General features: G+C 72.0%; 12 protein-coding genes. 7 read left to right on the plus strand and 5 right to left on the minus strand.

What is annotated here, in order from left to right; genetic code table 11:
* Positions 1–48: 48 nt before the first annotated feature.
* Together Van01_RS30555 and Van01_RS30560 are read right to left on the minus strand one after the other, a co-directional pair.
* Positions 49–642 carry a nucleotidyltransferase family protein gene (locus tag Van01_RS30555; protein ID WP_204014980.1) on the minus strand — a complete coding sequence of 198 codons (594 nt, stop codon included), beginning with the start codon at positions 640–642 and terminating at the stop codon, positions 49–51.
* Between the two features lie 178 nt (positions 643–820).
* Positions 821–1,837: an XdhC family protein gene (locus Van01_RS30560; protein WP_204014982.1), complete on the minus strand. Its 1,017-nt coding sequence runs from the start codon at positions 1,835–1,837 to the stop codon at positions 821–823.
* Positions 1,838–1,960: 123 nt separating this feature from the next.
* On the opposite strand from Van01_RS30560, the gene Van01_RS30565 reads away from it, so the two are divergent.
* Complete coding sequence (locus tag Van01_RS30565) at positions 1,961–2,488, plus strand: 2Fe-2S iron-sulfur cluster-binding protein (protein WP_204014985.1); 528 nt, start codon at positions 1,961–1,963, stop codon at positions 2,486–2,488.
* Entirely contained in the window at positions 2,485–3,474 is a 990-nt protein-coding gene (locus Van01_RS30570; RefSeq protein ID WP_204014988.1) for an FAD binding domain-containing protein, read from the plus strand. The genes Van01_RS30565 and Van01_RS30570 overlap by 4 nt, the downstream gene beginning before the upstream one ends.
* A 79-nt stretch (positions 3,475–3,553) precedes the next feature.
* On the opposite strand, the gene Van01_RS30575 is transcribed toward Van01_RS30570, so the two are convergent.
* The 3 genes from Van01_RS30575 to Van01_RS30585 form a co-directional block, all read right to left on the minus strand.
* Positions 3,554–4,660 (minus strand): hypothetical protein, encoded by a 1,107-nt coding sequence (locus Van01_RS30575; protein WP_204014991.1) that lies wholly within the window; start codon positions 4,658–4,660, stop codon positions 3,554–3,556.
* Positions 4,661–4,833: 173 nt separating this feature from the next.
* Positions 4,834–6,921 carry a xanthine dehydrogenase family protein molybdopterin-binding subunit gene (locus tag Van01_RS30580; RefSeq protein ID WP_204014994.1) on the minus strand — a complete coding sequence of 696 codons (2,088 nt, stop codon included), beginning with the start codon at positions 6,919–6,921 and terminating at the stop codon, positions 4,834–4,836.
* Positions 6,922–7,012: 91 nt separating this feature from the next.
* Entirely contained in the window at positions 7,013–8,722 is a 1,710-nt protein-coding gene (locus tag Van01_RS30585) for a bifunctional 3'-5' exonuclease/DNA polymerase (RefSeq protein ID WP_204014996.1), read from the minus strand.
* A 47-nt stretch (positions 8,723–8,769) separates the two neighbouring features.
* Here Van01_RS30585 and Van01_RS30590 point away from each other — a divergent pair, with 47 nt between their 5' ends.
* The 5 genes from Van01_RS30590 (at position 8,770) to Van01_RS30610 (ending at position 12,415) form a co-directional block, all read left to right on the plus strand.
* Positions 8,770–9,414, plus strand: coding sequence for an alpha/beta fold hydrolase (locus Van01_RS30590; RefSeq protein WP_204014999.1), 645 nt, complete (start codon positions 8,770–8,772; stop codon positions 9,412–9,414).
* Positions 9,415–9,481: 67 nt separating this feature from the next.
* The gene (locus Van01_RS30595; RefSeq protein WP_204015002.1) at positions 9,482–10,363 is read left to right on the plus strand and encodes a fructosamine kinase family protein; all 882 of its coding nucleotides are present in this window, start codon (positions 9,482–9,484) and stop codon (positions 10,361–10,363) included.
* Positions 10,364–10,426: 63 nt separating this feature from the next.
* The gene (locus Van01_RS30600; RefSeq protein ID WP_204015005.1) at positions 10,427–10,801 is read left to right on the plus strand and encodes a VOC family protein; all 375 of its coding nucleotides are present in this window, start codon (positions 10,427–10,429) and stop codon (positions 10,799–10,801) included.
* Entirely contained in the window at positions 10,785–11,426 is a 642-nt protein-coding gene (locus Van01_RS30605) for a GyrI-like domain-containing protein (RefSeq protein WP_204015008.1), read from the plus strand. The genes Van01_RS30600 and Van01_RS30605 overlap by 17 nt, the downstream gene beginning before the upstream one ends.
* Positions 11,427–11,458: 32 nt before the next feature.
* On the plus strand, positions 11,459–12,415 hold the full coding sequence (locus Van01_RS30610) for a GNAT family N-acetyltransferase (RefSeq protein WP_204015010.1): 957 nt from the start codon (positions 11,459–11,461) through the stop codon (positions 12,413–12,415).
* The last annotated feature ends 76 nt before the right edge of the window (positions 12,416–12,491 follow it).

The following is a 12,491-nucleotide window of genomic DNA, read 5'->3' on the forward strand; positions in this document are numbered from 1 at the left end:
ATCTTCATAATGCCGCTAACCTCATGATCAACGGGGTGGGGCGGGGGGTTAGACGGGTACGCGTTGTTCGGGGACAGAGAGGCCGTAGAGGGCCATGAGTTCGGGGGTGTCGACGCGGCTGCCGTCGGCCACCGCGTCACAGGCGATGTCGACGATCTGGTCCTTGTGCGCCAGCAGGTACGGGCGGGCGCCGACGTCGGCACTTGCCAGGGTGGCGATGCCGGGCCAGTGCCGACGGCCGAAGAGCATCGGGTAACCGCGCAGACCGTTGTAGGTGGCGCAGACAAGCACGTCGGGGAAGGGCAGCGCGGTGACCCGGCGGACCGCCGCGGCGGTGAGCCCCGGCATGTCCACAGGCACCACCACCGCCGCCTCGACCCGGTCGTCGTCGATGCCGGCGAGGCCGGCCCGGATGGACGAGCCGACGCCGGTACCCCAGGCGCGGTTGACCACCACCGTGGCGCGACTGAGGTCGGCGGTCTCGCGGACCTGGTCGGCCGCGGCACCCAGGACGACCGCGATCTGCCCGCAGCCCGCCTCCGTCAGCGTGTCGATCATCTGGTCGACAAGTGGCTTGCCGCCCTGGTGCAGCAGGGCTTCCGGCCCGCCGATGCGGCGGCCACCCCCCGCAGCGATGATCATTCCTGCGATCCGGTTCAGAGCTGCGCTCCCTCCAACGTTGGGAGCGGTCGGGGCCGCGTGACCCCGACCCTCCCGTCCTACGCACACCGTTTGCAACGACAGCGGTCGGACGAGAGTGGCGGGGCATTTGGTGTAAATTGGGTATCTATAGGTCTACAGGAGAGCCTCGGGTGTCCGCTCACCCGCCGACGGGCGCCTCGCCCAGCACCAGTTCGCCGGCCGTGATCCGGTCCACCGGCCGGATCGCGCCCTGCCCGTCACGCAACCGCCCGCCGCCGCGTCGGTTGCCGACCGCGATGACCTCGGCGAGCATCGACAGCGCGGTCTCGGTGAGGGAAACCCCGCCGAGGTCCAGCCCCGCCGGGCCGGCAAGCCGGCTGAGACCCGGCGTACCGGCCAGCCGGGCCAGCCGCCGGGCGTGCGTGGCCCGGCTGCCCAGGGCACCGACGTAGCCGGCCGGTCCGGCCAGCGCGGCGCGCAGCGCCCGGTCGTCGATGCGTGGGTCGTGGGTCAGGACCAGCACCGCGTCGCGCGGGCCGAGGTGACCCGCTGCCAACCACTCGTCCGGCCAGACGCAGATCACGTCGTCGGCAGCCGGCACCCGGTCCCGTTGGGCGTACGCCGGTCGTGGATCGGCCACGACGACCCGGCGTCCCGTCGGGACCGCCAGGGCGGCCAGCGCGGCGGCCAGGTCGGTGGCGCCGACCAGCAGCAACAGTGGACCGGGGACCAGTTCTTCGACGAACCGGTCGTCGCCGTCGGGCAGCCCGTGCCGATTCGCCGCCGTCGACCAGCGGAACGGTTCCCGAAGCTCGACGCTGAGCGCGAGCGGGCGGCGGGTGGCCAGCGCCGCGCCGATGGCCGCGTACACCGGGCCGGTCGGCACGGGGCAGAGCAGTACGCCCAGCTCGCCGGAGCAGGCCGGGGTGGGTTCCCACGGCATCAGGTCGGCGCCGGGGCTGACCGAGGTGAGCCGGGCGCCGGCACCGTCGAGGACCGCCCGGGCCTCGTCGAGCAGGGTCGCCTCCACGCAGCCGCCGGAGACCGAGCCGGTCCAACCGCCGTCCGAGGCGACGGCCATGGTGGCGCCCAGCGGACGCGAGCCGGGGCCGGAGCGTCGCACCAGTCGGGCCAGCACCACCCGCTGGCCGACGCCGTGGCGCTGCTGGACGAACGGCCACACCTCCGCCAACACGTCGACGCCTTTCAGCCGGCAACCGTTGCGTCCATTTTTATCGCTTTTCCCGGCTTCATGGATGAAAGATCCCTTTAATGGGATGGCGTCGCCGACACGCCACGACCACCCGGGAGGCGGACGATGGACACCGAGGTCACCCTGCGGGTGGACGGCGTCGAGCACCAACTCACCGTCGACACCCGCACCACGCTGCTCGACGCGCTCCGTGAACGGCTCGGCAACACCAGCCCCAAGAAGGGCTGCGACCACGGGCAGTGCGGCGCGTGCACGGTGCTGCTCGACGGGCAGCGCGTCAACAGCTGCCTCGCGCTCGCGGTGGCCCACGACGGCGGCGAGATCGTCACGGCTGCCGGTCTGGCCACCGACGGCCTGCACCCCGTGCAGCGGGCCTTCATCGACCACGACGCCTTCCAGTGCGGCTACTGCACCCCCGGGCAGATCGTCTCCGCCGTCGCCATGCTGGCGGAGGCGGCGGCGGGACGGCCCAGCACCGTCACCTTCGACACGCCCGGCGACGGCCCGAACGGCGGCCCGGTCGACCTGGCGGTCGACCCCGACGAGATCCGCGAACGGATGAGCGGCAACCTGTGCCGCTGCGCCGCCTACGCCAACATGGTGCCCGCGATCCAGGAGGTGGCCGGTTCATGAGGCCGTTCCGGTACGAACGCGCGATCGACCCGGCCGGGGCCGTCGCCCTGCTGGCCGGCTCGCCCCGGGCTGCCTACCTCGGCGGCGGCACCAACCTGGTGGACCTGATGAAGCTCGACGTGGCCCGCCCCGACCTGCTTGTCGACATCCGTGGGGTGACCTCCCGGTCGATCGAGGAACTGCCCGACGGCGGGGTACGCGTCGGCGCCGGAGTCTCCAACAGCGACCTGGCCGCCGATCCACTGATCCGGCGCCGTTACCCGGTGATCGCCCAGGCCGTGGTGAGCGGCGCCTCCACCCAGTTGCGCAACCTCGCCACCGTCGGCGGCAACCTGTTGCAACGCACCCGCTGCCTCTACTTCCAGGACGTCACCACGCCGTGCAACAAACGCGAGCCCGGCACCGGCTGCTCCGCGATCGAGGGACACAACCGGGACCTGGCCATTCTCGGCGCCTCACCGGACTGCGTCGCCACTCACCCGTCGGATCTCGCGGTCGCGCTTGTCGCGATGGACGCCACGGTGCAGACCCTCGGCCCGGACGGCGGCCGGCGCATCCCGTTGACCGAGCTGCACCGGCTGCCCGGCGCCGAGCCGCAGGCCGACAACGTGCTGACCCACGGGGAACTGATCACCGCAGTGGACCTGCCGCCGCTGCCGTTCGCCACCCGCTCCTGGTACCGCAAGGTCCGGGACCGGGCCTCGTACGCGTTCGCGCTGGTCTCGGTGGCCGCCGCGATCGACGTCGCCGACGGGCTGGTCCGCGACGTGCGCATCGCGCTCGGCGGCGTCGCCCACAAGCCGTGGCGGGCCACCCGCGCCGAGGACCTCCTGCGCGGTGGACCGGTCACCGAGGAGCGGCTGCGGCGGGCGGCGGCGGCGGAACTCGCCGACGCCCGGCCACAGTCGGACAACGCCTTCAAGATCCCGCTCGCCCGTCACGTCGTCGTCCGTACCCTGCTGGACCTGGCCTCCGACGCACGCTAGCGCGGCCCGGCCGCGACGAGTATCGGGCCGGCCGGGGGCACTCAAGCCGGTGACGAGGCGGTGGCGGGCCCCGGCCCGGCTACGGCTCGCGGCGGGTGGCCAGGCGGAGCCGGCGTTTGACGCCGCCGGCCGCCCGGGTCCTCAGCCGGGAGAGGACGTTCACGTTGTCGTGGTCGCCGGCCGGCGGCTGGCTGAGCGCATCGGCGTGCGCCAGCATGCCGACGATCGTCTCGACAGCGACCTGGAGCAGTTGCTCCTCGTCCAGGTCGTCGGGGCTGATGCTCTGCCGCATCACGGTCGGCCGCAACTCGTCGAGGTCACCGACGATCCGGCACGGGTAGTCCTGAAGTTCCTTGATCTGCTGCTCCGCCAGCTCGCGCACCCAGTCGGCCCGGTCCAGACCGACACCGAAGGTGACCCCCTCGCGGCGTTTGAGCACGGCATCGACAAGATGCCGGTGCACCACCTTCTGGTACGGCGTACGCAGCGGGTACCTGTCACCCAACGCCAGGTTCACCCGACGCAGCAGTTCGATCTCGGCTGCGCCGAGCGACGGATTCGAGGTGGGTTCTGCCAGCTCACACACCCCGTCCGGGATCCCGAGGATCCCCGCGAACCGGTGCCACAGCAGGTCCCGTGGGGCGCCGGGCGCGGGAACCGTCACCAGGTAGCGGTGTTCCGCGGGGACCAGGTCACCCCATCGACGCAGCATGCGCGGCGCGGTGTGGTTGTTCCAGAAGGCCTCGGCCCTGCCCTCCTCCACGGCGCGCATGAAGGCACCGAACCGCCAGCCACTGCGGGCCCGGACGCTCTGCTGCCAGAACGACGGGAAGGTCCGCCACAGGTCACGACCGGCCGCGATGACGTGCACCTCGGCACCGTCGAGACTTTCCACAGCCCGGGCGGCCTGCGCACCGGTCGCCGCGCCCAGGCCCTCGTTGCTGATGATCACGTCGCCGGTCCAGCTATTGGCCTTCTCGGCCAGCCGGTCCCAGGTCCAGTAGACGTCGGTGTCCCGCCAGGACGCCGCGCGCAGGTCGGCCATCGCCTGGTCGTGCGCCACCGGACTACCCGGCAGCAGAATGCCCGCCTCCTGCAAGGCGGCGCAATTGTTCCAGAGCACGTTCTGCACATAGGTGCTTCCCGTTTTCGGCGCACCGATATGCAGATACACGCGCCTGGCCATGCCGCCTCCCGGTACCGACACCATGTCGATCGAAGTGGTCACGTTTGCGGAGCCAGGGTGACATACGGCAGGGGTAGGCGGGAACAGCGGGCGACCCCGCGTCAGGCGGACGAATTCCCCGCTGTCTCGACATGTATGAGCCGGAAAAATCAGGTGAACATTTGCCCGCCGGTTCAGGTGTCCAGCAGTTTGTCCAAGGTGATCGGAAGTTCGCGGACCCGCACTCCGGTCGCGTGATGCACCGCATTGGCGATCGCCGCGGCCGTGCCGACGATCCCGATCTCACCGGCGCCCTTGACTCCCACCGGGTTGAGCTGGGCGTCCTCGTCAGGCACCCAGTACGCCTCGACCGCCGGCACGTCGGCGTTGCTGCTCACGTGGTAGCTGGCCAGGTCGTGATTGGCCCAGGTGCCGTACCGGACGTCGAAGAGACCGGCCTCGTGCAACGCCATCGACAGGCCCATGGTCATCCCGCCGATCAACTGGCTGCGCAGGGTTGTCGGGTTGACCACCCGGCCGACGGCGAAGACACCCAGCAGCCGTCGCACCCTGACCTCACCTGTCTCCCCGTCCACCCGCACCTCGGCGAACTGCGCGCCGTACGCGTACCGGGGCAGCGTGGCCTGCGCCGCCACCTCCTCGTGGGTACTCGCCTCGACGAGCAGACCCTCCGCCGGCACACCGCCACGCAGCTCGGCGAGCCGGTCGCAGAGTCGCTCACAGGCACGCACCACGGCCCAGCTCCACGAGGCCAGGCCGGTCGATCCGCCGGCCAGCTCCGCCCGGGGCAGCGCGGTGTCGCCCACCTGGATCCGCACCCGCTCCGAGGGCACCCCGAGCGTGTCGGCGGCCACCTGCCACAGGGCGGTACGCGCACCGGTGCCGATGTCGGCGGCGTTGATGCGTACCTCGAAGGTGCCGTCGGCGTACCCGGCCGCCGAGGCGGTGGCCGGGCGGGCCCGGGCGGGATAGCAGGAGCCGGCCATGCCGGTGCCGTACAACCACCTGCCGCCCTGCTCGGATCGGGGGGTCGGGTTCCGGTCGGCCCAGCCGAACCGGCGTGCGCCGTCGTGGAGGCAGGCCGCCAGGTTGCGGCTGGTGAACGGTTTTCCGCTCTCCGGGTCGATCATCGTGTCGTTGCGCAGCCGCAGCTCGACCGGGTCGACCTGGCAGGCCAGCGCCAGCTCGTCGAGGGCGGACTCCAGGGCGAACGAGCCGGGGGTGTGTCCCGGGGCCCGCATCCAGAACGGTGTCGGCACGTCGAGGCGCGCCAGGCGGTGCGTGGTGCGCCGGTTCGCCGCCGCGTACATGTTGCGGGTGTAGACGGCCACCTGCTCGGCGAACTCGGTCACCGTCGAGGTCTGGGTCACCGAGTCGTGGACGACAGTGGTGATCCGTCCGTCCCGGTCGGCGCCGAGCCGGACCCGTTGGATGGTCGGCGTGCGGTAGCCGACCGGGCCGAACATCTGCTGACGGGTCAGCGCGAGCCGGACCGGACGATCGACCTGCCGGGCGGCCAGCGCGGCCAGCGCGGTCTGCACCTTGCAGTACTGCTTGCCGCCGAAACCACCACCGACGTGCGTGTTGACCACCCGGACCGCCTCCGGGGGCAGCTCGAACAACCGGGCCAGGATGTCCCGGACGGACGCGGAGCCCTGATCGGAGTCGTGCACCAGCAGGTGTCCGTCGTGCCACTGCGCGGTCGACGCGTGCGGTTCCAACGGGCTGTTGTGGTACGACGGTGTGCGGTAGAGCAGATCCAACTGGATCTCGGCGGCGGCGAACCCGGCGTCGACGTCCCCGGCCACCACATCCGTCGGGAGGCTCGGGTTGATGTGCGCCGGCTGGTACAGCTCCGGGTCCTGGGCCGAGAGTTCGGTCCGGTACGGCTGCTCGTCGTAGTCGAGACGGACCAGCCGGGCCGCCTCCCGGGCCGCCTCACTGGACTCGGCCACCACGACGGCGACGATCTGACCCCGGTAGTGCACGGTCGGCTCCTGCAACCGGTACAGCTCCGCGTCGACCCCGGCGGCCACGCGCGGGGCGTTGCCGTGATGCAGCACGGCGAGCACCCCGCCGACCGCCAACGCGGCGTCGGTGTGCACGGCGGTGATCTCACCGCGCACCACCGTCGACTGCACGACCTGGGCGTACGCCACATTTCGCACCGGATACTCCACCGCGTACCGGGCGGCACCCGTCACCTTGTCTGCGCCCTCCAGGCGGGTGTCCGGCCGCCCCACCGCCACTGTGGCGTTCACGATTCCGTTCCGTCCGCAGGTCTCCGATGCCACATAACGCCCATACTAGATTTTTCCCGTCTTACCAGGCGCTGATCGCGGCAGCCCGTCCTCAGACGGCGTCGGCGTAGCACTCCACGACGGACAGATCCAACGGAAAGCGGACCGGGGTGTCCCCGAACAGCAGCGAGGTCGCCCGCCGGCCGGCCTGTTCCACCACCTCGGCGACCTGCTCGGCCTGCCCCGCCGGGCAGTGCACGATCACCTCGTCGTGTTGAAAGAAGACCAGCTCCGCCCGGGTGCCGGCCAGCTCACCGCGGAGCACCGCGAGCAGGGTGGACGCCCACTCGGCCGCGGTGGCCTGGATGACGAAGTTACGGGTGAACCGGCCCCGGGAGCGAGCCGCCCGGGCCCGGGGCGACTGCACCTCACCGGCCACCTCCGGGTCCACCGGGCCGTCGTCGTCGGCACCGAATCCCGCCGTGCCGGGCGGGCAGGTCCGCCCCAACCAGGACCGCACCAGGCCACCCGTCTCACCGGTACGCGCCGCCGCCTCGACATGCCCAAACGCCGTCGGATAGCTGCGCCGCAGCACCGCCAGGGCCGGCACCGCCGATCCACCGGTCTGCCCGTACATCGCACCGAGCAACGCCAACTTGGCGCGACCACGGTCACCGTCGAACGCGTCCCGGGCCAGCGCGGCGTACAGGTCACCTGTCGCCCCGGCGGCGGCGAGCCGGGCGTCACCGGAGACGGCCGCCAGCACCCGTGGCTCCAACTGCCCGGCGTCGGCCACCACGAACCGCCATCCCGGGTCGGCCACCACCGCCCGGCGGATCACCTTGGGGATCTGCAACGCACCGCCGCCCCGGGTGGCCCAACGCCCCGACACCACCCCGCCGGGCACGTACTCCGGCCGGAACCGGCCGTCGCGCACCCAGGCGTCCCGCCAGGCCCGGCCGTGCGCCGTCCAGATCCGGTAGAGCTCCTTGTACTCCAGGACCAGCGGGACCGCGGGATGATCAACCCCGCGCAGCACCCAGGCCCGGGTGTTCGGCAGCTCCACACCGGCTCGCGCGAACGCCTTCAGCAGCTCGGCCGGACTGTCCGCGTGCAGCTGCCGCACCCCGAACGCCTCGGCGATCCGCCCGGCCAACTCCGCCAGCCGGCGCGGCGGCCCGCCCACCGGAGACGGCTCACCCAGCAGCTCGGCGAGGACCGCGTCGTGCACGTCGGCCCGCCAGGGCAGCCCGGCCGCCCCCATCTCGGCCGCGATCAGCGCACCTGCCGACTCGGCCGCCACCAGCAGGCGGAACCGCCAGGGATCGTCGGTCGCCGCGACCCGGCCGAGCTGGTCGGCGTACACCCGGGTCAACGCGGTGATGCCCGGACCCGGCGGCCCGGGCACGGCGTCGAAGAGCGCGCCCTGACCGGCGCCGGGCGGCGTGGCGACCCGAGGCGGCGGATCGGCCGGCACCGGCGCGCCGGTCAGCCGCGCCCACGCCGCCGCCAGCGCGCGCGGCTCACCCCACCGGCCGGCGTACCCGAGCAGCAGCGCCTCGGTCAGCTCCACGTCGTGACACCGCCGCACCGTCACTCCGGCGCGCAGCAGCGCCGGGTAGAGCGCCGCGCCGGAGGCCCAGACCCAACGCGGTTGGTCGGCGCGCTCCCGCGCGGCCACCGCGGCGGGCAGGTCGACGACCGACTCGGGCCCGCCCAGCGGCACGCCGGCCGGGTCGAGAGGTTGCAGCACTCCCCCGCCCCGCTCGTCAGACACCACCGCCACCAGCACGAACGCGATTCTGCCCGGCCCCTGCGACACACCGGCGCCGGCCCTTGTTGTCGTACCCAGGTGGCAGGCTCCGGGGCATGGCGACTTTCGTTCTGATCCACGGCGGCGGCGGCAGCGCCTGGGACTGGCACCGGCTGGTCCCGGAGCTGACCGACCGTGGCCACGACGTGGTGGTGCCGGAGCTGCCGATCGAGGACCGTTCAGCGGGGTTCGCCGAGTTCCGCGACACGGTGGTCGACGCGATCGGCGAGCGGAGCGACCTGGTGGTCGTCGGCCAGTCGTACGGGGCGTTCACCGCACCGCTGCTCGCCGACAAGCTGCCGGTGCGGCTGATCGTGCTGCTCACGCCGATGATCCCGCGCCCGGGCGAGCCACCCGAGGACTGGTGGGACAACACCGGTTACCAGGGCACCGAGGGTCTCAGCGAGGAGCAGCAGTTCTACAACGGTGTGCCGGCCGAGGTCGTCGCGGAGGCTGGGGCGCACGTACGGGAGCAGGCCAGCACCGAGTGGCACGAGCCGTGGCCGCTGGAGGCCTGGCCGGACGTGCCGACGAAGGTGCTCATCGCGCGCGACGACAGGTTCTTCCCGGCGGACTTCCAACGCCGGGTGGCCGCCGACCGGCTCGGTGTCGTCCCGGACGAGATCGACGGCTGCCACGCCGTGGCACTCAGCCATCCGAGGCAACTCGCCGACCGACTGACGGCGTACCTGGAGCGCTGACGGGCACCGGCAGCCCGCCGCCGTACGATCTGTCGGAGAGCGTCTCACCCAGGAGGAGTCCGTCGTGATGCCCCTGACGACGTTCCTGCTGGAGCGGCTGCGCCGCGCCGGGATGCGGGACGTCGTCACGGTGCAGCCGACGACAGGTGGGATCGCCGCGCTCGCGGCCATCGCCACCCGCCGCGACGCGCCGCCGGTGTTCGTCAAGGCCCTCGCCGACCCGCCGGCCGACGACGTCTTCGTCGCTGAGGCCGAAGGGCTCGTCGCCCTGCGCGACCTCGGCGGTGTGGCCACACCCGAGGTGATCCTGGCGGGCCGGGAGCTGCTCGTGTTGTCGGTGCTGCGACCGAGGCCACCCAGTCGGAGCTTCTGGGAGCAGTTCGCGCACACCCTCGCCCGCCTGCACCTGGGCGCCACCCACCCGCGCTTCGGGTGGCATCGCGACAACTGGCTGGGCCGCTGCCGGCAGGTCAACACCTGGGCGGACGACGGCTTCGCGTTCTTCGCCCAGCACCGGCTGCTGCGGTGGCTCGGGGAGCCCCGCGTCGACGCGGCACTCGACCCGACGGACCGGGCGGCGCTGGAGCGGCTGTGTCACAGGTTGCCCGACCTGCTGCCGGACCGGCCGGCCTGCCTGACACACGGCGACCTGTGGGCTCACAACGTGCTGGCCACCCTGGACGGGCAGCCCGCGCTCATCGACCCGGCCGTGTCCTACATGTGGGCCGAGGTCGACCTCGCCCACGTGTGGTCCACCTCGCCCCCGCCCGAGGCACAACGGTTCTTCGATGTCTACGCGGAGCTGACCTCCCTCGACGACGGTTGGCGGGACCGCATGCCGATCGTCCAACTACGACAGCACCTCGCCGTTCTCGCCCAGTTCGACGACGACTGGGGCGCGGGCGACCAGATCCGCGCCACCCTGGCCCCCTTCCGGATCCGGTCCTGATGCCACCGGCGAGGCCGGCGGCAGTTCCTCGAGTGTGTCGGTAGGGCGGGTTAGCGTGACCGCGTGACGGTAGACCTCTTCGCCGGGATCCCCGTGAGCGACTATCAACGTGCCCTCACCTGGTACGAGCGGCTGCTGGGCTCCGCACCCACGTTCGTGCCGAACGACACGGAGGCGGTGTGGGAGCTTGCCGAGCACCGTTACCTCTACATCGAGGAACTGCCCGAGCGGGCCGGCCACGCCCTGCAGACCGTGTTCGTCGACGACCTCGACAGACGGGTGGCAGACATGGCCGCCCGGGGTGTCCAACCTGCCTCGCGAGAGACGTACGAGAACGGCGTGCGCAAGGTGATCTACCGCGACCCCGACGGCAACGAGGTCGGCTTCGGCGGTGCCCCGCTCGACCCGGTCCAGGAAACCGATGACAGCCAAGATTGACTTCAAGAAGACAGTCGACGCCTACCAGGCGCCACGGGGACGGTTCCGGATCGTGGACGTACCCGACATGCGCTACCTCATGATCGACGGCCACGGCGACCCCAACACCTCACCCACCTTCACCGCGGCAGTCGAAGCGCTCTACCCGGTGGCGTACAAACTCAAGTTCGCAAGCAAACGCGACCTCGGGCGCGACTACGTCGTCCCGCCCCTGGAGGGCCTGTGGTGGGCCGAGGACACGGCTGCCTTCACCACCTCACGGGACAAATCCCGGTGGAGCTGGACGTTGCTGCTGATGGTCCCCGACTGGATCGACACGGCACTTGTCGACGCCGCTGTCGAGCAGGCCGGGGCCAGGAACCGGCCGGCACGCCTCGATGACATCCGGCTGGAGACCCTGTCCGAAGGGCGGTGCGTACAGACGCTGCACGTCGGCTCCTTCGATGACGAGGCAGCCGTGCTCGCCGACCTGCACGACGAGTTCATCCCCGCCCAGGGGCTACGGATGACAGGTAAGCACCACGAGATCTATCTCAGTGACTTCCGCAGAGTAGCCCCCGAGAAACAGCGCACCATCCTGCGGCAGCCGGTCCTCGCCGAGGCCACTCCTTCGAAACCAGGATGACCCCGACGCCGGCGGCCCGTAGGGTGCCGGCCATGCCCCGGACAGAGTTACGGCCGCTCACGGCCGCCGATCTGGCCGCCTGCGCCATGTTGCTCGCCGACCGGCACCGCCGGCACCGCGTCGCCCAGCCACTGCTGTCCGCCCGGTTCGAGGACGCCGCCGCGACCCTGGCGGAGCTGACCGCCGCGTACGGGACGCCTCACGCGTCGGGGGCTGTCGCGTACCGCGCCGGTGTCCCGGTGGGCTTCGTCCTCGGTGCCCCGAAGCCGTCACCGCTGTGGGGGCCGAACATCTGGGTGGAGGCAGCCGGGCTGGCGGTCACCAACCCCGAGCTGATGCGCGACCTGTACGCGGCAGCCGCCGCCCGCTGGGTCGACGAGGGCCGCACCGCGCACTACGTGGTCGTGCCGGCGCACGACGCGGAGCTGGTCCGGGCCTGGTTCCGGCTGGGCTTCGGCCAGCAGCACGCGCACGCCATCCGGCCGGCAACGGCCATGCCCGCCGGGCTGTCGGTGCGCCGCGCGACCCGGGCCGACATCCCGGCACTCGCCCAGCTCGATCTTGAGTTGCCGCGGCACCAGGGGCAGTCCCCGACCTTCTCCGCCGGCCCGCCGGGCACGCTTGAGGAAGCCGTCGCCGAATGGACCGCCGACATCGACAATCCGGCGTACGCCACATTCGTGGCCGAAGCCGACGGCCAGGTCATTGGTTCGGCGGTCGGCTGCGCGCTGGAGAAGTCGAGCGCACACCTGAGCCTGGCCCGCCCGGAGCGGGCCGGATTCCTCGGGTTCGCGGCGGTCTTCCCGCACGCCCGTGGCGTCGGCGCCGGACGCGCACTCGGCACAGCCGTCATCGACTGGGCGGCGTCGGCCGGGTTCGACAGCGTGGTCACCGACTGGCGGGTGACAAACCTGCTCTCCTCGCGAGCCTGGCCCGCGCTCGGCTTCACCGAGACCTTCCTCCGGCTGCACCGGCTGATCCGCTACTGACCGCCGTAGCCACCGCTCTGCACGCCACTGTCGTTCACGTCGGCGGCACCGGCGACACCTGCGACGCGACGCGCCC

Source organism: Micromonospora andamanensis (assembly GCF_016863495.1).
Taxonomy (GTDB): Bacteria; Actinomycetota; Actinomycetes; order Mycobacteriales; family Micromonosporaceae; genus Micromonospora; species Micromonospora andamanensis.

What these genes read in the sequence shown, in the direction of transcription:
- Van01_RS30555 (WP_204014980.1), bottom strand. Translation starts at nt 642, where the DNA reads ATGATCATCGCTGCGGGGGGTGGCCGCCGCATCGGCGGGCCGGAAGCC.
- Van01_RS30565 (WP_204014985.1), top strand. Translation starts at nt 1,961, where the DNA reads ATGGACACCGAGGTCACCCTGCGGGTGGACGGCGTCGAGCACCAACTC.
- Van01_RS30570 (WP_204014988.1), top strand. Translation starts at nt 2,485, where the DNA reads ATGAGGCCGTTCCGGTACGAACGCGCGATCGACCCGGCCGGGGCCGTC.
- Van01_RS30575 (WP_204014991.1), bottom strand. Translation starts at nt 4,660, where the DNA reads ATGGCCAGGCGCGTGTATCTGCATATCGGTGCGCCGAAAACGGGAAGC.
- Van01_RS30590 (WP_204014999.1), top strand. Translation starts at nt 8,770, where the DNA reads ATGGCGACTTTCGTTCTGATCCACGGCGGCGGCGGCAGCGCCTGGGAC.
- Van01_RS30595 (WP_204015002.1), top strand. Translation starts at nt 9,482, where the DNA reads ATGCCCCTGACGACGTTCCTGCTGGAGCGGCTGCGCCGCGCCGGGATG.
- Van01_RS30605 (WP_204015008.1), top strand. Translation starts at nt 10,785, where the DNA reads ATGACAGCCAAGATTGACTTCAAGAAGACAGTCGACGCCTACCAGGCG.
- Van01_RS30610 (WP_204015010.1), top strand. Translation starts at nt 11,459, where the DNA reads ATGCCCCGGACAGAGTTACGGCCGCTCACGGCCGCCGATCTGGCCGCC.